Origin of the sequence: Halomonas sp. BLK-85 (assembly GCF_044792155.1) — a bacterium.
Taxonomy (GTDB): Bacteria; Pseudomonadota; Gammaproteobacteria; order Pseudomonadales; family Halomonadaceae; genus Vreelandella.
The window spans coordinates 1,533,569-1,554,051 of the sequence record NZ_CP087731.1; the positions used below are offsets into that span (position 1 = coordinate 1,533,569).

Sequence of the window (20,483 nt, forward strand, 5' to 3'; positions counted from 1 at the left end):
GGGAGTAGCCGAAATGACCGTGATTCGCCAGGACGATGTAATTCAAAGCGTTGCCGACGCTCTTCAATATATTTCCTATTATCATCCAAAGGACTTTATTGATGCCATGGCGCAAGCCTATGAGCGCGAAGAAAACCCGGCCGCCAAGGATGCCATCGCCCAGATACTGATCAACTCACGAATGTGTGCCACCGGTCACCGCCCGATCTGCCAGGATACCGGTATTGTGACCGTGTTTGTTCACGTCGGTATGAATGTTCAGTGGGACGCTGACATGAGCCTCGACGACATGGTCAATGAAGGCGTTCGGCGGGCCTATCTGCTGCCCGATAACATTCTGCGTGCGTCTGTATTGGCTGACCCGGATGGCAAACGACAGAATACCAAGGACAATACGCCGGCCATTATTCATCACAAGCTTGTGCCCGGCGATAAGGTGGAGATTCATGTCGCCGCCAAAGGTGGGGGCAGTGAGGCCAAGTCCAAGTTTGCCATGTTGAACCCTTCTGACAGCGTGGTTGACTGGGTGCTTGAACAGCTGCCCAAGATGGGGGCAGGCTGGTGCCCGCCAGGCATGCTGGGCATTGGTATTGGCGGAACGGCTGAAAAAGCCATGGAAATCGCCAAGGAAGCCCTGCTGGACCCGATTGATATTCAGGATCTGCAGGCCAGGGGCGCCTCTAATCGCGCTGAAGAGTTGCGTCTTGAGCTGTTTGAAAAGGTCAATCAGTCCGGTATTGGGGCGCAGGGCCTTGGCGGTCTGACCACAGTACTGGATATCAAGGTCAAGGATTTTCCCACTCATGCGGCTAACAAGCCAGTCGCCATTATCCCGAATTGTGCCGCTACCCGACATGCGCATTTCACCCTCGATGGTACTGGCCCTGTGGCACTGGCACCGCCAAAGATCGAGGATTGGCCGGAAATCACACGTGAAATGGGCGATAACGTCAAGCGTGTGAATCTTGACACCATCACGCGTGATGAGGTCAAAACCTGGCAGCCTGGTGATACCCTGTTGCTCAATGGCAAGTTGCTGACGGGCCGGGATGCAGCCCATAAACGGATGGTGGATATGATTGCCAAAGGTGAGCCGCTGCCAGTCGATATGACAGGGCGTTTTATCTATTATGTGGGCCCTGTCGACCCGATCGGTGATGAAGTGGTCGGCCCGGCAGGACCCACCACCGCAACGCGCATGGATAAGTTCACCCGCACCATGCTGGAAGAAACCGGGTTGCTGGGTATGGTTGGCAAAGCCGAACGTGGTCTGGCAGCGATTGAGGCGATCCGTGACAATGAAGCGGTGTATCTGATGGCGGTGGGGGGGTCGGCTTACCTGGTCGCTCAGGCCATCAAGAAATCCCGCGTGGTGGGGTTCAAGGATCTGGGTATGGAAGCCATTTACGAATTTGAAGTGGAAGACATGCCTGTCACGGTCGCGGTGGATGCGCAAGGTACCTCAGTACATCAGACGGGGCCGGCCAAATGGAAAGAGATTATTGCTGAAAAAGCCTGATCATTACGCATTACGTTACAGCTTAACTGCCTGCTGTTAATAAGCATTGTCGTCGGGCCCCGAATGTCGGGGCCCGCTTTTGTTTATCAATCACATGAACGGATAGGGTTGGCACTGAAAGCATGCACCAAGCTGTTATAATGGTTGCTGTTTTTATGCTTATCGCACGTCAATGGAGTTGTTATGACCTCCTGGTTATGGGGTACGGGCCTGCTGTTAATATACCTTGTAGGTATCGTGTCGGCAGTGATGGCGCTTATGTCCAGTCGAACGTCTCAGGGGGCCATTGCCTGGATCATTTCCTTGTTGACTTTCCCGTATGTGGCCGTGCCTGCCTACTGGTTTTTCGGCCGCCCCCGCTTTTATGGCTATGTATCGGCCAGAGGTGAGCGCGACAGTGTCTTGCGCCAGGTGCTGAACCGCTACCGGTCGAACATGTTGCCTTTTTGTTCACCTTCGCTGACGTCAGATATTCAGGCGGTCGAGCAGTTGGCCATGATGCCCCTGACACAGCATAACCACGCGGAATTGCTGATTGACGGCAAGGCTACCTTTGACAGCCTGTTTGCCGGTATTGATCGGGCAACACATTACGTGTTGATACAGTTCTTCATCGTTCGCAATGACGCCTTGGGGCGGCAGTTGCAATACCATCTGGAGCAGGCGGCCAGACGCGGTGTGCGCGTGTATTTTCTATATGATGAGGTAGGCAGCCGAAAGCTGGATGAGGGGTATCTGAAGGACTTGTCCTGTCTAGGCGTCAAGGTCAGTGCTTTTCGATCATCGCGTGGCTTAAAACACCCTTTCCAACTGAACTTTCGTAATCATCGCAAAGTGTTGGTGGTGGATGGCGAACAGGGCTGGTTGGGTGGTTTCAATGTAGGGATGGAATACCTTGGAGAATCCCGACGCCATGGACCCTGGCGCGATACCCACTTGATGCTGGAAGGCCCCAGTGTTCTTGGGTTGCAGGAAGCCTTCTGGGAAGACTGGCACTGGGCTACAGGGGAGGTGATCAATCTGCACTGGCAACCCGTCGCCATGTCAGCACCGAGCCATGATGTTGTCATTGTACCTTCCGGTCCTGCCGATCGGTTGGATACCGCGAGTCTGCTGGTCCAGAGCCTGATTCATAGCGCCAACGAAAGGTTGTGGGTGACCAGCCCATATTTTGTTCCCGACCAAGGGGTTCAGGATGCGCTGCGGCTTGCCGCCATGCGCGGCGTTGATGTACGGGTAATGATTCCTGAACGTCCGGATCACGTGCTCGTCTTTTTGTCCGCTTTTTCTTTTTTACCGGACATGCTGAGAGCGGGCGTTAAAATATACCGTTATCTTCCAGGTTTTTTACATCAAAAGACCATCCTGATAGACAATCACTCAGCAACAGTAGGGACCATCAATCTGGATAATCGCTCATTTCGGCTTAACTTCGAGATAACCGCTTTTATTCCTAGCCCCGCCTTTGCTGGACAGATGCGCTTGATGTTGGAAGAAGATTTTGCGCAATGTCGTCGTGTATCGCTCGATGAAATACAGCAACGTCCTTTATGGAAAAAAGTCATATCACGCGCGGCTTACTTGATGTCGCCAATACAATAACGGCATCATTCAGTCATGATCAGGGTTCTGTTTTATCTATTGCTACAACTACCCAGTTTAGAAGGAGTCTAGGGTGAATTTGGAAACCAAATGGTTGGAAGATTTTGTCGCCCTGGCCAATACCCGCAGTTTTTCCGCATCGGCGCGTCAACGCCATGTTACCCAGCCAGCCTTCAGTCGTCGCATCAGGGCGCTAGAGCAGGCGGTAGACGTCACTCTGGTGGATCGTTCTACAACGCCTATCGGTTTGACATCGGAAGGGCAGTTATTTCTTATTACAGCGCGTAACCTTGTTGAGCAACTGAATGAATCCCTGAGTCATCTGCGCGGATTATCCATTGCCAACGAAGCGCTGGATATAGTGGCCGCTCATTCACTGGCGTTGAGTTTTTTCCCACCCTGGATTTCCAGATTGCAGAAAGGGTTGGGGGAGTTGCCGACCCGCTTGCTTGCCATGAATGTCGGAGAAGCCATCCATGTTCTGAGAGAAGGCAATTGTGATCTGATGCTTGCCTACTATGATCCCTTTGCCACCATGCAGTTGGATGCTGAAGTCTTTCCATCTTTCTCTATTGGTAAAGTAAAGATGTTGCCCGTGTCCATCGCAGACGAAGGGGGTAATCCCCGATTTTCCTTACACACCGATTCCTCTATTCCCTACCTGGCCTATACTCAGGGGGCCTTCTTGGGGCGAAGTGTACGCATGTTGTTAAAAAATGACCCCCTTCGTCTGAAGTTACGCACTGTTTATGAGACTGCCATGGCGGAGGGACTGAAAGGCATGGTGCTTCAGGGAGTGGGAGTGGCCTGGATACCTGATTTCTGCATACGCGAAGAGTTAAAGACAGGTACTCTGGTGCGCGCAGGCGATGAAAGCTGGGATATACCGCTGGAAATACGCCTTTATCGATGCTCAATGGTTCACAAGCCCGGGGTAGAACGCTTGTGGCGTCAAATGATGAAGCTCCCCCGTGACTTTCTTGAAGCCTAGGCCCTGGAAATGACGACGCAGTCAGTAACGCTACTACCGTCAACTGGTGCCGAAATCAGCCGGCAGCCCCAGAAAATTCTGGATGATAAAGAAATGATCTTCAAACAGGCTGTCCGGTTCAAGATCAGCCAGCGCTATCCAGCGTGCATGGTCACCGCCTTTGACCGGCTTGAGCCTTGGCAGTTGTTGATCAGGACGCAAGGCAAAATAAAACGCTTCTGCCAGTGTTCTTCCCCGCCAGCTACGGTGTGGTTCGTCAAATAGGCGCTGGCCTCTCAGCGACCCTTTCAATACCGGCTCAGGCACTTTCAGGCGAATACGCTCGCGCAGCTCTCTAAGGCAGGCATCCAGTAAACGCTCGTGCGCATTGATGAATCCGCCTGGCAGCGCATATAGCCCCTTGCCTGGTGCTGCCTTGCGGCGCACAAGCAGTACGTGCCCGGATTGCACAACCACTGCATTTACCGTCACAAATATGGGCGGGTAGGGGGCATCCGACCAGGCTTGGCGGTATTGATCCAATAACTGCTGCTCCTCGATCAGCCGCCAATAGGCTTCCTCTTTACAGAATTTATGAACGTACTCAATCACACCGGGCGGCAGGTCATGAAAGGCGCCCGTGCTGAGATAATCATCGCTTGAACCCTGCGAGCGAAACAGTCGCTCACGAATATGGCTGGCTGAAATACCTTCCACCACGGGTACGCTGACAGATTCCCACTGTGGGAAAAGTGAGAGATAGTAACTTGACTGGCCACGACTGGCGCCAATCAGGCCGATTCTCGGTAGCTTACCATTTTCAGGAATTGTGAGATCCCTGACACGCCGTTGAACATCGCGTACCCAGACGTCGTCGTTATAGAGCGCATCCAGCAAGGGCGTAATTTCAAGACGCTGGTTTTCTTCATCATCAAAACTGGCTGTCAGCATGTTCTGACGGTCTGTGAACTGCCAGGGATTGCGTAATGAGCGCGCCTGCCAGGCAGAACCCACCAGGACAATTACCTGACGAGCCTGCTTTAGGGCCTCACGAATAACGGCCACATGCCCCAGGTGAGGTGGCTGAAAACGACCAATAAACACCAGGCAGTCAAACTCATAGTCTTTATCTGCAGGCGGGTGTTCAAATGCTTGAACGCTGGGCATTGAAGGCTCCAAAAAGTAAAACGTCTGACTGCCGATGCAGGGTTTTGCCGAGCTGCCATTATGGCAGTGCACCGGTCTGACGCAATTGACCGACAGCCTGATAAGCGACTTTTATTCAGGTATGCTAACAGTAATTCTTGATGAAACCATGACTGTCGATTGATAAGGCGTTGCGTTTTGTCAGGTCTGTAAAGCAGCCAGCTAAACGCCATGAGGAAGACAAGATGTTAAAGCGCTCAGCGATTTTCTGGAGCCAGGTTTTCAAAGACGCTGTTCGATTGTGGTTGGAAAGAAATGCCTTCAGTTATGCAGGGTCATTGGCTTTTTACACACTGTTTTCCCTGGCACCGACGGTCATTATCGCGGTGACTGTGATTGGGGTAGTAATGGGTGAGGATGCCGCTCAAGGCCAGATTGTTGCCCAGCTGCAGGGAACCATGGGAGCGGAGGCGGCCAGGGCCATTGAGCAGGCTGTGGCACAATCAAGAATCGAAGAAGCAGGGATTCTGCCTACTTTATTGGGGGTTGGCGCCTTGCTGGTAGGCGCTACGACAGTATTTGGTCAGATGCAGTTTTCACTGAACACTATTTGGGGTGTCACTGCTCGACCCACGGCTAACAGTGCCCTGATTTTTTTGAAAAATCGCTTTTTATCCCTGACAGTGGTGCTGTCAATCGGTTTTATACTGCTGGTTTCACTGGCTGCCGGCGTTGCCGTCCGGGCAATGCTTCAGGCAGCCGATAATCTGCTTCCCTACACAAGTGTGCTGGCTTCAAGCGCTGAATCATTAATATCCTTGGGTGTTGTAGTTCTGCTTTTCGCCACCATTTTCAAGGTACTGCCAGATGTGGTGCTGCGCTGGCAGGATGTTCTGATTGGTGCGGTGGTCACGGCGGTTCTGTTTACCGTGGGGCGCAGCGTCATCGCCCTTTACCTTTCCCACACGGCGACAGCTTCTACCTACGGGGCTGCCGGTTCCGTGGTGATGATTCTGCTTTGGGTCTATTATTCGTCCTTGATACTCTTGTTTGGCGCAGCATTTACGCGTTCACTGTTGTTAAGACGCAAAAGACCTTTGATACCGCGCAACAGTGCAGTCCTTGTGCAGCGCGAGTTTATTGATAAAGAAAGCGCCATGGATCAATAGATTTGCGATATCCAGCAGCAAGCCCTGAGTAACCGACTATATACAAGGAGCTTCCATGAAACAGTCCAGTGTACGGGCATGGGTCACCGGCAAGGTCCAAGGCGTCTGGTTTCGTCGCGCCACCCAGGAACAGGCACTCAAACTGGGTCTTACCGGCTACGCCAAGAACCTGCCTGACGGGCGGGTAGAGGTTCTGATGTGTGGTTCCAGTGACAATATCAAGGTGCTATCCCAATGGTTATGGCATGGCCCAGAAAATGCCCGAGTGACCCACGTCGAATTGGAGGTGCTTGACGAGGTTGCAGTGCCGGATCATTTTTCAACCTACTAGGGCCTGTTGACGTTTCATCGCGGCCGTGATGAAACGTCAACAGACTCTAGCTGCCAATGGGTTGCATCAGGCATCGCTCTTCCAGGCTCGAATATTTTCAGCGGTCAGCCTGACAATGTTCTGCCTTGCCTCAGGTGTTATCCAGGCATTATGCGGTGTGACGATGAGGTTCAAGGGTTCTGCTGCGCCGACAGCGACACCGTGTAACGCAGTGAGTAGTGGATGACCATTGCGGGGTGGCTCTTCAGGCAGCACATCCACCGCCAGCCCTCCTATCCGTCCCGCCCGAAGCGCATCAAGTGCCGCTGTTTCATCTATTATTCCCCCGCGTGCACAGTTGACCAACAGCAAGGACGACTTGGCACTTGCCAATCGCTCATGGTTGATCAAGTGGCGGGTATTTTCATTCAGCGGACAATGCAGGCTGATAATGTCTGCCTCTGGAAGGAGGTCATCCAGCGCTGGACGCGGATCATGTGCCTCGTTGCCAGGACGAGCAGCAAAACTGACTTTCATCCCGAAGGCCTCAGCAAGACGCGCTACTTCACTGCCCAATTCGCCTTTTCCCACCATGACAAGCTGCTTGCCCGCAAGCTGTAGGGTGGGATGATCCTGGAGGCAGAAAAACACGCTTTGCTGCCATTTGCCTTGCGCAATATCTGCCTGGTAAAGCGGTAGACGGTTAGCCAGAGAAAGTATCAGCATCAGGGTGTGCTGGGACACGCTGGCAGTGCCGTAAGCGCTGACATTCCTGACCTCTATCCCATGCGCGTTGGCCGCCTCTAGATCAATATTATTCAGCCCCGTGGCCAAAACACAGATCAGGCGTAAGCGTGTCGATGCCTGTAGGGTATCAGCATCAATGATCACCTTGTTAACGATGGCTATCTCTGCATTCTGTAACCGCTGTCTGGCTTGCTGCGAGCTACTTTGCTGATAAACCTCAAGCTGATCGACCTGCCCTTGAATTGCAGCAAGATCTATTTCTGGTCCCAGGCTTTCGGCATCGAGTACGACTGCATTGACCATTTCTATATCCTTTCAGGTTGTTCAGGTATGTTTTATGTAGTGCTTAGCCTTGCTCGCCGGGGGCAACAAAAGGGTATAATGCATCCGCTTGATTATTTACTATCTTGGATTTCCACCGGTTGGCCGCATATACACAGTGGCATATCCGACAAATGCCATCATATTGTCTTTGCTTCGATTTTCATGCGTTGATAACAGGAGTTGATAACATGCCCATCTATGAATACGAGTGCAAGGCCTGCGGCCAGCGTTTGGAAAAACTGCAGAAAATGAGCGCTGATCCGCTTACCCAATGTCCAGAGTGTCATCAGGAGGCTCTGTCGCGCCTGGTATCGGCGGCAGGCTTTCGTCTGGCCGGTGGTGGCTGGTACGAGACAGATTTCAAAACGGGTAGCAAGAAAAATCTGGTGGCTGACAAGTCCGATGGAACTTCAGCGGCTACCCAAAAGCCCGGGGCGGAAAAGCGCTCAGCCAAGAACAGTGATGCTGCCGCTTGATGGCATATCACGCTGTATAAATCTGCCCAAACGTAATTTTATTAGCCACGAAACAGAACAGGATTTGACATGCGCAGCCATTATTGCGGCCAGCTGAACGAAACATTGGTGGATCAAACGGTCACCGTTTGCGGCTGGGTACACCGTCGCCGTGACCACGGTGGGGTGATCTTTCTCGACATGCGTGACCGTGATGGAATTGCGCAGTTCGTTGTGGACCCCGATACCGCCGAAGCGTTCGCCAATGCCGACCGTGCCCGTAGTGAATACGTGCTGCGCGTGACGGGTCGTGTGCGTCTGCGTCCTGAAGGCACCCAGAATCCCAATATGCCCACCGGCCTGATTGAGGTTCTTGCCAAGGAAGTTGAAGTACTCAATAGCGCCGCTACACCGCCTTTTCAGCTTGATGAGCACGGCAAGGTAGGTGAGGAAGTACGCCTGAAACACCGCTATATTGATTTGCGTCGCCCGGAGATGATCGAAAAACTGCGTTTGCGTTCGCGTATTTCGCACAATGTACGTGCCTACCTGGAGAACCAGGGCTTTCTGGATATTGAAACGCCGGTATTGACACGGGCCACGCCAGAAGGCGCCAGGGATTATCTGGTACCCAGCCGGACCCACGCGGGCAGTTTCTTTGCGCTTCCCCAGTCTCCGCAGCTGTTCAAGCAGTTACTCATGGTGGCGGGGTTTGATCGTTACTACCAGATTGCCAAGTGTTTCCGGGATGAAGATCTGCGCGCCGACCGTCAGCCAGAGTTCACTCAGATCGATATCGAGGCGTCTTTTGTCAGCGAAGACGACATCATGTCGATTACCGAAGAAATGATCCGTCAGCTGTTCAAGGACGTTCTGGATGTGGAACTGCCGATATTCCCCCGGATGACCTGGCATGATGCCATGCAGCGTTTCGGCTCTGACAAACCAGATTTGCGCATCCCCCTGGAACTGACTGATGTTGACGACCTGATGCAACAGGTCGACTTCAAGGTATTCTCGGGCCCTGCCAACGCTGAAGACGGTCGGGTGGCTGCGCTTAAAGTAACCGGTGGCGCCAGCCTGTCGCGCAAGGAAATCGACGAATATACCAAGTTTGTGGGTATCTATGGCGCCAAGGGTCTCGCCTGGATCAAGGTCAACGAACGGGCTAAAGGTATCGAAGGGCTGCAGTCGCCCATCGTCAAGTTCATGGAAGGCGTTGTGGAAGAGCTGCTTGACCGAGTGGATGCCAAAGACGGCGATATCGTTTTCTTTGGTGCTGACAAGGCGTCTGTCGTTAATGAGGCAATCGGCGCCCTGCGGGTAAGAATCGGTGCGGATCTCGACCTGTATACACATGAATGGTCACCCTTGTGGGTGGTTGATTTCCCGATGTTCGAAGCTGATAGCAATGGCCGTTTAAGCCCACTGCATCACCCCTTCACGGCACCGGCATGTTCACCTGAAGCGCTCAAGGCAGATCCGGCAGCGGCACTGTCACGTGCTTATGACATGGTACTTAACGGTACGGAACTGGGTGGTGGCTCACTGCGTATCCATGACCAGGCCATGCAAAGCACAGTCTTTGACATCCTTGGCATCGGTGAGGAGGAAGCCCGTGAGAAGTTTGGTTTTCTCCTGGACGCCTTGCAGTACGGCGCGCCTCCTCATGGCGGTTTGGCTTTCGGCCTGGATCGTCTGGTGATGTTGATGACCGGAGCCACCACGATTCGCGAAGTCATTGCCTTTCCGAAAACCCAGAGCGCTGCCTGCCTGATGACCGATGCACCGGGCGATGTCAGCACTGAACAACTTAAAGAGCTTAATATTCGCCTGCGTCAGAAAGCCAAGGTTGATGCTGGCGAGTAAGTCGCAGGCGCTCGACGCTGTGATGGGGCTCTGAACTGCACCGACGTCAAATGGCGTCGGTGTTTTTTCAGTCATTCATTGAGTATTGGCCATATTTTGGGTAAACCGTCATGAAGCAGCAATCACACCTGTGTTAACTAAAGGGTTAGTTGTGCGTATTCTGGGCGTTGATCCAGGTTCCCGGATTACCGGTTATGGCATCATTGATGTCTGCCACGGTCAGCCTGTTTATGTGGCGAGTGGCTGCATTCGCACCGCCGACAGTGCCCTGGAACAGCGTCTGGCACAGATCTACGCGGGTTTGAGCGAAGTGATCGGGGAGCATCGGCCCACTGCGGTGGCCGTTGAGCGCGTTTTTCTGGCCAAGAATGCCGATTCAGCACTCAAGCTAGGGCAGGCCAGAGGCGCAGCGCTGGTATGTATGGCTAACCATGGCCTGGCAATCAACGAGTATGCTGCTCGCCAGATCAAACAGACCGTGACCGGTCAGGGCGGAGCTGACAAGCTTCAGGTACAGCATATGATTACGGCGTTGCTAAAGCTGCCGAGCACCCCCCAGGCAGACGCTGCCGATGCACTGGCAATTGCAGTGACAGATGCCTATTCCCGCAGCGGGCTCTGGGTACCCACTCCGCAGCGTCGCACCCGCGGAAGCAGTGGTCGCTGGCGATTGTAGAGTGACGTCGGTAAATGGGGCATTACGACGAAAACTGGCTATCTGTACAGATAAAATTTATATTAGCTGGCATTAAAACCTTTGATCGAGCCATGTTAGAGAGTGGATACCCCCTATGATTGGACGCCTGACAGGGCAGTTACTTCAGAAACAGCCGCCATGGGTCGTGATTGATGTGCATGGCGTCGGATATGAACTCGAAGCGTCCATGACAGCCCTGGTGGCACTTCCCCCAGTGGGAGAGCAGGTGTCGCTTTTCACCCATCTGACCGTGCGTGATGACGCCCACCTACTGTATGGTTTTGTACGTGAACAGGAGCGCGCATTATTTCGTGCCTTGATCAAGGTGAACGGAGTAGGCCCAAAGCTGGCCCTGGCGATTCTCTCCGGTATGGACGAGGATGCCTTCATGCGTTGTATTCGTGATGATGACAGTAAGGCTCTGACCCGCTTGCCCGGCGTTGGTAAAAAGACTGCGGAACGCCTGATTATTGAAATGCGTGATCGCTTTCCGGAATGGGAGCAGGTTTCCAGTGAACCTTCATTGCTTGACCCACAAGCCAGGGATGCACATCGCAATGCATTGGCAGACGCGGAGTCAGCGCTTGTGAGCCTTGGATACAAACCGGCCGAGGCGGCAAAAATGCTCTCTGGTCTCGAGGCAGATCAGCCAACGGAAGCCCTGATTAAAGCAGCGTTAACCCAGCGTATGAATAGCTAGTAATGGGTGAGGAGCAGCATGCTTGAACATGATCGTCTGATTGCCGCCGCCCCTGAGCAGGGTGAAGTACGCCTGGATCACGCTATTCGCCCCAAGCGTCTCGCTGACTATATTGGCCAACCGCGAGTGCGTGAACAGATGGAAATTTTTATTGGTGCGGCCAGGCTGCGGGAGGAGAGTCTAGACCACACCTTGGTATTCGGCCCCCCGGGGTTGGGGAAAACCACCCTGGCCAATATTATTGCCGCAGAAATGGGGGTCGGGCTCAAGTCAACCTCAGGACCTGTGTTGGAACGCGCCGGCGACCTGGCAGCGATGCTGACCAATCTTGAAGAAGGCGATGTGCTCTTCATTGATGAAATACATCGCCTGTCACCCGTCGTGGAAGAGGTTCTGTACCCGGCCATGGAGGATTTTCAGCTCGATATCATGATTGGCGAAGGGCCTGCGGCGCGATCAATCAAACTGGATCTGCCGCGATTCACCCTGGTGGGTGCAACTACCCGAGCCGGACTTTTGACGTCTCCGCTGCGCGACCGCTTCGGCATTGTCCAGCGGCTGGAATTCTATAATCTTGCTGAACTGACAGAAATTGTGACCCGATCCGCACGTCTGCTTGATGTTTCTTCCACTCCGGATGGCTGTGAGGAAGTTGCCAAACGTTCTCGAGGTACTCCAAGGATTGCCAATCGCCTGTTGAGACGCGTCAGGGATTACGCAGATATTAAAGGACGTGGTGAAATCGACACACCGATTGCGGATGCAGCGCTGAATATGCTCAACGTGGATCATCACGGCCTCGATCATATGGATCGGCGCCTGCTACTGGCGATGATGGATAAGTTTGATGGTGGCCCGGTCGGGGTTGATTCACTGTCAGCCGCGATCGGGGAAGAACGCGACACCATAGAGGATGTCATTGAACCGTATCTTATCCAGCAGGGATTGATGATGCGGACCCCACGCGGGCGCGTTGTCACGCGTCAGGCATGGTCACATTTCAGTCGAGTTCCCCATGAAGAGGCCACTGACGCTAGCGGGGAGACACGACCATGACAGGTGTTTCCTCCTTTAGTGTGCCTATCAGGGTATATATGGAAGATACCGATGCTGGCGGGATTGTCTATTACGTCAATTATCTGAAGTTCATGGAGCGTGCGCGAAGTGAATGGTTGCGTTGTCATTCGCTTAACCAACAGGCCTTGCTGCTCGAAAATACCCAGTTGGTGGTCTATCGTCTAACTTGCCATTATGCCAAGCCAGCACGGCTTGACGATGATTTGACGGTAACTGCCGAAGTGACCGATCTTGGGCGCTGCAGGGCGACATTTGATCAGACGGTTGAACGCGAAGGGGAACTCCTTTGTAGTGCCACGGTCGAGATTGCGTGTTTGAATGCCACCTCCATGAAACCCAAACAGTGGCCAACTCAGGTATTTAAGGTATTTAATATCAGTGATAGCTGATTGACGTCAGTCAATGCCTATGATGTCTTCAAAGACGACGAGGATAACCGTGAACGAAAACAGTATGTCTATACCCCACTTGATCATGAGTGCCAGTACCGTTGTTCAACTGGTCATGTTGCTTTTGGTGATCGGGTCCCTATTGTCCTGGGTAGTGATCTTTCAACGCAGTTTTGCTCTCTCACGTGCCAAGTCGGCTTACCAGAAATTCGAGGAGACCTTCTGGTCAGGCGTTGACCTGAATGACCTTTATCGGGACATTCCAGCGGATGATGCGCGTCAGGGCGCGGAGCATATGTTTCAGGCAGGTTTTCGCGAGTTTCATCGCCTGATGCCGCGCAGTTCTCAGCCTGATCAGGTGCTTGAGGGGGTTCAGCGCAGCATGCGTGTGGCCTGGTCGCGGGAGGAGGAACGCCTGACCAAGCATCTGGTCTTTCTTGCTACTGTCGCCTCTGCCAGCCCTTATATTGGTCTTTTCGGAACGGTGTGGGGCATCATGGGCTCTTTTCAATCGCTTTCCATGACGGATCAGGCCACGCTTGCAACTGTGGCGCCCTGGATTGCTGAAGCCCTGATTGCCACAGCCATGGGGCTTTTTGCCGCCATTCCAGCGGTTATCTTCTACAATCGTCTGTCGAACACTTCCTCTCGCTTGCTGGGTAAATACGAAGACTTTGCCGAGGAGTTTTACGCGATTCTGCATCGCAATCTTCATGGGCGTGAGCCCAATACCCAGTAAGGGAGGCTTGGTATGCAAGGTCCTTTTAATCGAAACAGCCAACGCCGGCCTATGGCAGAAATCAACGTCGTTCCCTTCATCGACGTCATGCTTGTGCTACTGGTCATTTTCATGATTACAGCCCCCATGCTGACGCAGGGGGTTCAGGTTGAACTGCCTCAAGTGTCCTCCCAGCCCATTGAAACGCCTGAGAATACTGAACCAGTGATTGTTGCCGTGGATCAGGAAGGAAAGTATCACATCACACTGGGGGAAAGCAGTACACAGGTAACCGCTGATGAACTTGCTCAACGGGTTGTCACCATTCTTGAACGCAGCCCTGATTCTGCTGTTCTTGTGCGAGGCGACCGAAATGTAGCCTACGGGCAGATCGTAACGCTGATGAGTACGCTGCAGGGTGCCGGGGTTGAAAACGTTGGGCTGATATCCGAGCCACCAAACAATGACTAAAGGTAAGACAAAAAAAGCGTTTCTGGCTCGCCAACGTCATAATGGCGACGTGGGGTATGGGTGGCCATTGATACTTGCGCTCATGCTGCACGCCCTTGTTGTGGGGCTCAGTGTTATCAGTCTGCCGTCACAGGACAATACGCCGGAATCCTCATCCATTGTCCAGGCGACTCTGGTAAGTACCGAAACCTTTACTGATCAGGCTCAGCAGCCGCTTGAACAAACAACGCCAGAGGTTCCGGAAGAACGCCAGGAAACGGCGCTGCCAGATCCTGAGCAAGCCGAAGAAGAAGCCCAGCGCCAGCGCGAAGCCGAAGAAGAGGCTCAACGCCAGCGCGAAGCCGAAGAAGAGGCCCGACGCCAGCGCGAAGCCGAAGAAGAGGCTCAACGCCAGCGCGAAGCCGAAGAAGAAGCTCAACGCCAGCGCGAAGCCGAAGAAGAGGCCCAACGCCAGCGCGAAGCTGAAGAGGAAGCCCGGCGCCAGCGTGAAGCTGAAGAAGAAGCCCGACGCCAGCGTGAAGCCGAAGAAGAGGCCCGGCGCCAGCGCGAAGCCGAAGAAGCCCGCCGCGCGGCCGAGGCAGCGGCCAATGCGCGTCAGGCAGAGCAGGCAAGCAATGCGTTTATTAATATCGTGCGCAGTGCCGTCGAACAATCCTGGATTATTCCATCCAATGCCCGCGATAGTTTGACCGTTACATTGACAGTTCGCCTTGGCCCTTCAGGCGAGGTGTTGGCAACATCAGTTGCGTCAACCAGTGGTGATGAAAGTTTTGATCGTTCTGCCCAGCAGGCTGTAGAACAAGCGGCGCCTTTCAGTGAGCTCCGTGATGTACCTGCTGAATTTCAACGTAATCTGCGCCAGTTCAATTTGCGCTTTACTCCGGGGGATATTCGCTGATGCCAATGATTAGACGAATAGGGATCTTGTTAGCGTTGTGTCTGCTGAGCAGCACAGCGAATGCTAACCTCACCATCGAAATAACACGTGGCAGTGACCGTGCCTTGCCGATTGGTGTTGTGCCCTTTGAACAAGCCAGCAACGCGTCTGAAGACGTCGCTCAGATCATACAGGATGATCTTGAGCGCAGCGGCTACTTTGAGCCCCTTGAACGTGATGCCATGTTTGAACAGCCAACCCGTGCCGACGACGTGGCTTTTGGTCCATGGCGTTCTCTGGATGTGCGCTATCTGGTGGTCGGCAATGTCGACGAAACCGCTGATGGAGTGGAAGTGACGGCTGCCTTAATGGATATCAGTGGGCAGCGCCGGATGCTGACGGAACGTGTCACGACACAGAAAAATGATTTACGCAGTGCCGCTCATTACCTGAGCGATCAGATATTTGAAGCAATTACCGATATTCGTGGCGCTTTTTCTACCCGCATTGCCTATGTCACCGCCAACGGCGTCGGTGACGATATACAATTTGCGCTGCATGTGGCTGATAGCGATGGACGCAACAGCCAGGAAATACTCAGCTCTGATCAGCCCATCCTGTCACCCGCCTGGTCGCCAGATGGAGAAAAGCTTGCCTACGTTTCCTTCGAGTCCGGGCGTCCTGCCATCTACGTTCAGCAGGTAACCTCTGGTCAACGTGTTGAGTTGACCTCTTTTGAGGGAATCAATAGCGCTCCATCCTGGTCACCTGATGGCAGGCGCCTGGCCATGTCACTCTCCAAGGATGGTCAGCCTGAAATCTATATCATGAACCTGGCGGATCGTTCGCTGACGCGGATTACCAACAATAGCAGTATTGATACCGAGCCTTCATGGGCACCGGATGGACGCAGCCTGCTGTTCACGTCGGATCGCAGCGGTGGCCCACAGATCTACCGCCACTCTCTCACAGGACAGGAGACTCAGCGCCTGACCTTTACCGGAAATTACAATGCAAGAGGACGCTTTTCACCGGATGGTGACGCTATTTTCCTGATTCATCGTACCGACAGCGGCTATCAGGTGGCACGACAGGATCTTTCAAGCGATAGACTTGTGGTGCTGAGCGACTCCTCCCAGGATGAGTCCCCCAGTGTAGCGCCCAATGGTACGATGGTCATTTTTGCCACCCAACGTGGAGGCAGCGGCGTACTGAGTGCGGTTTCTGCAGATGGGCGATCGTCTTTTCGACTACCGTCACCTCAGGGTGATGTACGGGAACCTGCCTGGTCACCGTTTATGGATTAACCCATGAGACTTCTCAGTTGGCTCAGGTCTCATTTACTTTCACTGTTCAGACAAGGAGTCTGATAATGCAAATCAAATCAATGGTTCGTTTATTCGCGGTAGCGTTCTCAATCAGCATCATCGCCGGTTGCTCCAGTACAGGAGGAACTCAGGGAAGTGATGTCTCCGGTTCTCAGCAAGGGTCGGGGAGCGATTCCGGTAGCAGCGCTTCAGGTGCATCCACTTCAGGTGTCAGTGGTACAGGGCAGTACGGTTCAACCTCGGGGAGCGGATCATCAGCCGGTCAACAGGCAGATTCCAGAATTCCTTCTGCTCGAACCATCTACTTTGATTTTGACCGTGACAGGATAAAAAGTGAATTTGAATCTGTCGTTATGGCCCATGCGCGTTACCTTCGCTCGAATCCTAGCGCTCAGGTAACTCTCCATGGCCACACCGATGAACGTGGCACCCGTGAGTATAATCTGGCGCTCGGAGAACGACGTGCGAACGCTGTACAGCGTTTTCTGAATATTCAGGGCGTCTCCAACAGCCAGATGAGCGTGGTGAGCTACGGTGAAGAACGTCCCGCGGCGCGCGGCAGTGATGAAAGCGCCTACTCCCAGAACCGTCGGGTAGTTTTTGATTATTAGGGGCCTGTTTTGTTGATCGGTCAGTGAACTCAACAAGGTGATATAGGCAGTGCTGTCCAGGATGCGCGTTTGATCCACAGGTCAGTCACTGCCTTTTGTTTTTTGGATTAAGGGTGGTCGTATGAATCACAGTCTCGCCGCAAGGCGCCCAAACCTATCAGCGCAGCAAGGGCATGCCGTCAGTCAGGCTAAAGGGTTTTTTGGGCTGCCCGTTTGTGCCAGTGGGATAACGTTGTCGCTAGGCCTGATGGTTGCTCCCATGGTGCTTGCCCAACAGCCTGTTGTGCAGGACCTTTCAGCCTCGTCGGCAAGCAGCTTTTATCAACAGGCCGATACTCAGACAGCCTCTGATGGTGCCTTGGTGATGTTCAATCAGGTTCAGGAACATCAGCGGGAAATACAGGAGCTACGTGGCCAGTTGGAGGAATTACGTCACGAACTGGAGCAAGTACGCGAACAGGGGCAGCAGCGTTATCTGGATACGGACGACCGCCTGGCAGCGCTGGAAAATACAGTGCCTGGGGGGAGCGTTGATCCGACGCTGGAGGGGGATGTTATACCTGTCAATACGCCTGAATTGGATAGCACCTCTGAAGATTCCGTGGATACGGCAGATGCCTCCGTGGAGGAAGACGACACGCCTGCATCTGACCGGCAAAGTGCTGACAGGTCCTCTGCGCAAGAGCAAGAAGCCTATCAGGCGGCATTTGCCTTCGTTCAAGCACGTGAATTTGATGATGCAATTGATGCCTTCAATGAATTTGTTGATGATTACCCGGATACTCGACTGACACCCAACGGTTATTATTGGCTGGGTGAGTTGCATGCAGCCAATGACGACCTGGGCGAGGCTGAAGTATCATTTGAAAAGGTGATCAATGACTTTGCCGGCAACAATAAAGTAGCTGATGCGCTTTACAAGCTTGGGCTTGTCAAGGCTCGACAGGGCGAAACAGAACGTAGCCGTGAAATATTGAACCGCTTACGTGAGGAGTTTCCGGAAAGCAGTGCCGCCGGGCTTGCGGGTGATTTTTTGCGCCAGACGCCGGAATAACAACCTGCCACGACGCTCTTTAAACAAATTCGTCTATCAATTCATTAAAGGAAATGCCATGAGCTGCAAGATTGACTACCAAGCGCCTGCTGATCTTCTGGCAAATCGTATTATTCTGGTTACCGGTGCCGGTGACGGTATTGGCCGAGTTGCCGCACTTGCCTATGCCCGCCATGGTGCCACCGTCATCTTGCTGGGCAGGACCATCACTAAACTGGAAAAGGTTTACGATGAGATTGAAGCGGCGGGGGGGCCACAACCGGCCATTTTCCCGCTTAATTTTGAAGGTGCTACGCTGAAGGACTTTCAGGAGATGGCCCAGACGCTTGACACTGAGTTCGGGCGTCTGGACGGCATTTTGCATAACGCCGGGCTACTCGGGCGTATCACCCCGTTTGAACAGTATAATCCTGAGCTATGGGCGCAGGTCATGCAGGTCAATATTAATGGGCCTGTGTGGATGACACAGGCACTGCTGCCTCTGCTTGAAGCGTCCGAAGATGCATCGATTATCTTTACTTCATCGAGTGTCGGTCGCAAGGGTCGTGCATACTGGGGCGCCTATTCTGTCTCCAAATTTGCTACCGAAGGCTTCATGGAAGTGCTTGCTGATGAGCTGGATAGACAGCCTAATGTGCGTGTAAACACTTTGAATCCCGGGGCAACTCTTACCCAGATGCGGCGAACGGCCTATCCGGGCGAAGACCCGGAAACGCTGCGAACGCCTGAAGATATAATGCCAACCTATCTATGGCTGATGGGCCCTGACAGCACAGGTATCAGCGGTGAAAAGTGGGACGCGCAACCACCGCGCAACCAGGGCCTGAACAGTAACGGCGGATGATAATGTCAGGATGGTTTCGGCAAGGCGCTGACCAGTTCGGCGCAATCAGCAAACCAGGTGTCAGCCGGCCATGTGCGGTAATCATCCTGCTCGGCTATGTAACCGTAGCCAACCGCAACAGCATGCATGCTTGCCGCCTTGGCAGCTTCCATATCACGCAGATGATCGCCAACATACCAGCAGTCTTCAGGCCGGATACCCAGCTGCCGCGCCGCTTCCCACAAAGGCTCTGGTGAGGGTTTCTTGACGGCGAGGTCATCGGCACAAAGCAGGGCACCCGGCGTGAGAGTCAATGCCTCAAGCAACGGTTCCGTGTAGCGGCGTGGCTTGTTGGTCACTATGCCCCAGGGTTTCTTGAGTGTTTCCCATTGGTGTAGCCACTCATCCAGTGGTGAGAACACGCGGCTATGTGTCGCCACGGCCTGTTCGTAGGCGTCCAGCAACCATTCCCTTGCTGAGCCATGCTCTGGTTCATTGGTTTCCAGCCCGAGCGCCAGTGTAACCAGAGCGCTGCCACCGTTGGACACTTCCCTTCGAATAGTCGCAAACGGAAGTGGTGGCAAGCCATGGTATGCGCGAAGACGGTTAGTGGCATTTGCCAGGTCAGGCGCGGTATCAACCAGAGTGCCGTCGAGATCAAACAGAATGGCCTTGGGGATCATGAGTCATTTCCTTGACGGCAATGCATCATATAGTTGACGGATACATCATGGGGATTCAGTCGGTAACGTTTCAGCAGCGGGTTATAGGTCAGGCCGGTTTGTTCCTTGACGTCAAGCCGGTTGGCGCGACACCAGGTCGCCATTTCCGAAGGGCGGATAAACTTGGCATGTTGATGCGTACCACGCGGTAGCAGTTGGAGCAGGTATTCGGCTCCTACAATGGCAAAGACATAAGACTTGTGAGTTCGGTTAAGGGTAGAGAAAAAAACATGCCCACCGGGGCGGACAAGCCGGCTGCATGCGGCTACCACTGAAGCCGGGTCGGGTACGTGCTCAAGCATCTCCATGCAAGTCACTACATCAAACTCTTCGGGGTGCTGACTGGCGAAGTCCTCGACAGCGCAAAGCTGGTAGCTGATCTCAACGCCCGTTTCTTCAGCATGGTGACGCGCTACATTCAGTGGGGCTTCCCCCATGTCAATGCCGGTGACTTCAGCGCCGCGGTGGGCCATTGACTGGCTGAGTATTCCGCCACCGCAGCCCACATCAAGCACGCGTTTGCCCGCCAGCCCCGCGCGCGCATCGATGAAGTCCAACCGCAAGGGGTTGATATCATGCAATGGTTTGAACTCACCGGTCTTGTCCCACCATTGGCTGGCCAAGGCTTCAAATTTTGCCACTTCTGCCGGGTCAACGTTGTCCTGAGAACCCTGTGCAGTGCTATCCTGAGGTATTGCTTGCATTTTTAGCTTCCCGCATCGATCAACGAGCATTAACCCGTGTGGGTGTGTACAGATGTGTCGTGTATGATAACTATTCTAACCACTCCTGGGTCGTAACGCATGAAAAGGACCATGTATGATTCGTAACGCTGTACTTCCCTCATCAGGCTTGGATAATCGCTGTCTATTGTCCTGCGAGGCAATATCGCCAGGGATGTCGCG

The 20,483-nt window shown here is 53.5% G+C and carries 22 protein-coding genes; 18 read left to right on the forward strand and 4 right to left on the reverse strand.

Annotated elements, in window-relative coordinates; genetic code table 11:
* The first annotated feature begins 13 nt into the window (after window positions 1–13).
* The 3 genes from LL947_RS06865 (at window position 14) to LL947_RS06875 (ending at window position 4,112) form a co-directional block, all read left to right on the forward strand.
* Complete coding sequence (locus LL947_RS06865; RefSeq protein WP_404417760.1) at window positions 14–1,519, forward strand: fumarate hydratase; 1,506 nt, start codon at window positions 14–16, stop codon at window positions 1,517–1,519.
* 183 nt (window positions 1,520–1,702) lie between these two features.
* Window positions 1,703–3,121: a cardiolipin synthase gene (gene cls, locus LL947_RS06870; protein WP_499834332.1), complete on the forward strand. Its 1,419-nt coding sequence runs from the start codon at window positions 1,703–1,705 to the stop codon at window positions 3,119–3,121.
* 73 nt (window positions 3,122–3,194) lie between these two features.
* On the forward strand, window positions 3,195–4,112 hold the full coding sequence (locus LL947_RS06875; RefSeq protein WP_499834333.1) for a LysR substrate-binding domain-containing protein: 918 nt from the start codon (window positions 3,195–3,197) through the stop codon (window positions 4,110–4,112).
* A 39-nt stretch (window positions 4,113–4,151) separates the two neighbouring features.
* Here LL947_RS06875 and LL947_RS06880 read toward each other — a convergent pair whose 3' ends face one another.
* The gene (locus tag LL947_RS06880) at window positions 4,152–5,258 is read right to left on the reverse strand and encodes a bifunctional nicotinamide-nucleotide adenylyltransferase/Nudix hydroxylase (RefSeq protein WP_499834334.1); all 1,107 of its coding nucleotides are present in this window, start codon (window positions 5,256–5,258) and stop codon (window positions 4,152–4,154) included.
* A 224-nt stretch (window positions 5,259–5,482) separates the two neighbouring features.
* Between LL947_RS06880 and LL947_RS06885 the strand changes: the two genes are divergently transcribed.
* On the forward strand, window positions 5,483–6,406 hold the full coding sequence (locus LL947_RS06885) for a YihY/virulence factor BrkB family protein (RefSeq protein ID WP_404417771.1): 924 nt from the start codon (window positions 5,483–5,485) through the stop codon (window positions 6,404–6,406).
* Between the two features lie 55 nt (window positions 6,407–6,461).
* On the forward strand, window positions 6,462–6,737 hold the full coding sequence (locus tag LL947_RS06890) for an acylphosphatase (RefSeq protein ID WP_404417774.1): 276 nt from the start codon (window positions 6,462–6,464) through the stop codon (window positions 6,735–6,737).
* Window positions 6,738–6,803: 66 nt separating this feature from the next.
* On the opposite strand, the gene LL947_RS06895 is transcribed toward LL947_RS06890, so the two are convergent.
* The gene (locus LL947_RS06895; protein WP_499834335.1) at window positions 6,804–7,766 is read right to left on the reverse strand and encodes a D-2-hydroxyacid dehydrogenase; all 963 of its coding nucleotides are present in this window, start codon (window positions 7,764–7,766) and stop codon (window positions 6,804–6,806) included.
* Window positions 7,767–7,975: 209 nt separating this feature from the next.
* Between LL947_RS06895 and LL947_RS06900 the strand changes: the two genes are divergently transcribed.
* The 13 genes from LL947_RS06900 (at window position 7,976) to LL947_RS06960 (ending at window position 18,877) form a co-directional block, all read left to right on the forward strand.
* Window positions 7,976–8,263, forward strand: coding sequence for an FmdB family zinc ribbon protein (locus LL947_RS06900; RefSeq protein WP_404417779.1), 288 nt, complete (start codon window positions 7,976–7,978; stop codon window positions 8,261–8,263).
* Between the two features lie 69 nt (window positions 8,264–8,332).
* Window positions 8,333–10,111 (forward strand): aspartate--tRNA ligase, encoded by a 1,779-nt coding sequence (gene aspS, locus LL947_RS06905; protein ID WP_499834336.1) that lies wholly within the window; start codon window positions 8,333–8,335, stop codon window positions 10,109–10,111.
* A gap of 151 nt (window positions 10,112–10,262) precedes the next feature.
* Entirely contained in the window at window positions 10,263–10,787 is a 525-nt protein-coding gene (gene ruvC / locus LL947_RS06910; protein ID WP_499834337.1) for a crossover junction endodeoxyribonuclease RuvC, read from the forward strand.
* 115 nt (window positions 10,788–10,902) lie between these two features.
* Complete coding sequence (gene ruvA / locus LL947_RS06915; RefSeq protein WP_404417787.1) at window positions 10,903–11,508, forward strand: Holliday junction branch migration protein RuvA; 606 nt, start codon at window positions 10,903–10,905, stop codon at window positions 11,506–11,508.
* Window positions 11,509–11,526: 18 nt separating this feature from the next.
* Window positions 11,527–12,564, forward strand: a complete 1,038-nt coding sequence (ruvB, locus tag LL947_RS06920) for a Holliday junction branch migration DNA helicase RuvB (RefSeq protein WP_404417790.1) — start codon at window positions 11,527–11,529, stop codon at window positions 12,562–12,564.
* Window positions 12,561–12,974, forward strand: coding sequence for a tol-pal system-associated acyl-CoA thioesterase (ybgC, locus tag LL947_RS06925; RefSeq protein ID WP_499834338.1), 414 nt, complete (start codon window positions 12,561–12,563; stop codon window positions 12,972–12,974). Before ruvB ends, ybgC begins: the two co-directional genes overlap by 4 nt.
* Before the next feature lie 64 nt (window positions 12,975–13,038).
* Window positions 13,039–13,713, forward strand: a complete 675-nt coding sequence (gene tolQ / locus LL947_RS06930; protein WP_404417796.1) for a protein TolQ — start codon at window positions 13,039–13,041, stop codon at window positions 13,711–13,713.
* 12 nt (window positions 13,714–13,725) lie between these two features.
* Entirely contained in the window at window positions 13,726–14,163 is a 438-nt protein-coding gene (gene tolR / locus LL947_RS06935; protein ID WP_404417799.1) for a protein TolR, read from the forward strand.
* Window positions 14,156–15,061 (forward strand): cell envelope integrity protein TolA, encoded by a 906-nt coding sequence (gene tolA / locus LL947_RS06940; RefSeq protein ID WP_499834339.1) that lies wholly within the window; start codon window positions 14,156–14,158, stop codon window positions 15,059–15,061. Before tolR ends, tolA begins: the two co-directional genes overlap by 8 nt.
* Window positions 15,062–15,066: 5 nt before the next feature.
* The gene (gene tolB, locus LL947_RS06945; protein ID WP_499834382.1) at window positions 15,067–16,347 is read left to right on the forward strand and encodes a Tol-Pal system beta propeller repeat protein TolB; all 1,281 of its coding nucleotides are present in this window, start codon (window positions 15,067–15,069) and stop codon (window positions 16,345–16,347) included.
* A 65-nt stretch (window positions 16,348–16,412) separates the two neighbouring features.
* A complete protein-coding gene (pal, locus tag LL947_RS06950) occupies window positions 16,413–16,979 on the forward strand; it encodes a peptidoglycan-associated lipoprotein Pal (RefSeq protein WP_404417808.1) in 567 nt (188 codons plus the stop codon).
* Window positions 16,980–17,100: 121 nt separating this feature from the next.
* On the forward strand, window positions 17,101–18,033 hold the full coding sequence (ybgF, locus tag LL947_RS06955) for a tol-pal system protein YbgF (RefSeq protein WP_499834340.1): 933 nt from the start codon (window positions 17,101–17,103) through the stop codon (window positions 18,031–18,033).
* A 58-nt stretch (window positions 18,034–18,091) separates the two neighbouring features.
* Entirely contained in the window at window positions 18,092–18,877 is a 786-nt protein-coding gene (locus LL947_RS06960; RefSeq protein WP_499834341.1) for a YciK family oxidoreductase, read from the forward strand.
* A gap of 5 nt (window positions 18,878–18,882) precedes the next feature.
* On the opposite strand, the gene LL947_RS06965 is transcribed toward LL947_RS06960, so the two are convergent.
* Together LL947_RS06965 and ubiG are read right to left on the reverse strand one after the other, a co-directional pair.
* Window positions 18,883–19,539, reverse strand: a complete 657-nt coding sequence (locus tag LL947_RS06965) for an HAD-IA family hydrolase (protein ID WP_499834342.1) — start codon at window positions 19,537–19,539, stop codon at window positions 18,883–18,885.
* The gene (gene ubiG, locus LL947_RS06970; protein WP_404413237.1) at window positions 19,536–20,282 is read right to left on the reverse strand and encodes a bifunctional 2-polyprenyl-6-hydroxyphenol methylase/3-demethylubiquinol 3-O-methyltransferase UbiG; all 747 of its coding nucleotides are present in this window, start codon (window positions 20,280–20,282) and stop codon (window positions 19,536–19,538) included. Before ubiG ends, LL947_RS06965 begins: the two co-directional genes overlap by 4 nt.
* Window positions 20,283–20,483: the final 201 nt, after the last annotated feature.

Bases quoted from the DNA above. Each gene is read 5' to 3' on its own strand.
- LL947_RS06965 (WP_499834342.1), bottom strand. From the start codon at position 19,539: ATGATCCCCAAGGCCATTCTGTTTGATCTCGACGGCACTCTGGTTGAT.
- ruvB (WP_404417790.1), top strand. From the start codon at position 11,527: ATGCTTGAACATGATCGTCTGATTGCCGCCGCCCCTGAGCAGGGTGAA.
- aspS (WP_499834336.1), top strand. From the start codon at position 8,333: ATGCGCAGCCATTATTGCGGCCAGCTGAACGAAACATTGGTGGATCAA.
- LL947_RS06900 (WP_404417779.1), top strand. From the start codon at position 7,976: ATGCCCATCTATGAATACGAGTGCAAGGCCTGCGGCCAGCGTTTGGAA.
- tolB (WP_499834382.1), top strand. From the start codon at position 15,067: ATGATTAGACGAATAGGGATCTTGTTAGCGTTGTGTCTGCTGAGCAGC.
- tolR (WP_404417799.1), top strand. From the start codon at position 13,726: ATGCAAGGTCCTTTTAATCGAAACAGCCAACGCCGGCCTATGGCAGAA.
- tolQ (WP_404417796.1), top strand. From the start codon at position 13,039: ATGTCTATACCCCACTTGATCATGAGTGCCAGTACCGTTGTTCAACTG.
- LL947_RS06880 (WP_499834334.1), bottom strand. From the start codon at position 5,258: ATGCCCAGCGTTCAAGCATTTGAACACCCGCCTGCAGATAAAGACTAT.
- tolA (WP_499834339.1), top strand. From the start codon at position 14,156: ATGACTAAAGGTAAGACAAAAAAAGCGTTTCTGGCTCGCCAACGTCAT.
- pal (WP_404417808.1), top strand. From the start codon at position 16,413: ATGCAAATCAAATCAATGGTTCGTTTATTCGCGGTAGCGTTCTCAATC.
- LL947_RS06865 (WP_404417760.1), top strand. From the start codon at position 14: ATGACCGTGATTCGCCAGGACGATGTAATTCAAAGCGTTGCCGACGCT.
- ybgC (WP_499834338.1), top strand. From the start codon at position 12,561: ATGACAGGTGTTTCCTCCTTTAGTGTGCCTATCAGGGTATATATGGAA.
- LL947_RS06885 (WP_404417771.1), top strand. From the start codon at position 5,483: ATGTTAAAGCGCTCAGCGATTTTCTGGAGCCAGGTTTTCAAAGACGCT.
- ybgF (WP_499834340.1), top strand. From the start codon at position 17,101: ATGAATCACAGTCTCGCCGCAAGGCGCCCAAACCTATCAGCGCAGCAA.
- ubiG (WP_404413237.1), bottom strand. From the start codon at position 20,282: ATGCAAGCAATACCTCAGGATAGCACTGCACAGGGTTCTCAGGACAAC.
- LL947_RS06960 (WP_499834341.1), top strand. From the start codon at position 18,092: ATGAGCTGCAAGATTGACTACCAAGCGCCTGCTGATCTTCTGGCAAAT.
- LL947_RS06895 (WP_499834335.1), bottom strand. From the start codon at position 7,766: ATGGTCAATGCAGTCGTACTCGATGCCGAAAGCCTGGGACCAGAAATA.
- LL947_RS06890 (WP_404417774.1), top strand. From the start codon at position 6,462: ATGAAACAGTCCAGTGTACGGGCATGGGTCACCGGCAAGGTCCAAGGC.
- ruvA (WP_404417787.1), top strand. From the start codon at position 10,903: ATGATTGGACGCCTGACAGGGCAGTTACTTCAGAAACAGCCGCCATGG.
- cls (WP_499834332.1), top strand. From the start codon at position 1,703: ATGACCTCCTGGTTATGGGGTACGGGCCTGCTGTTAATATACCTTGTA.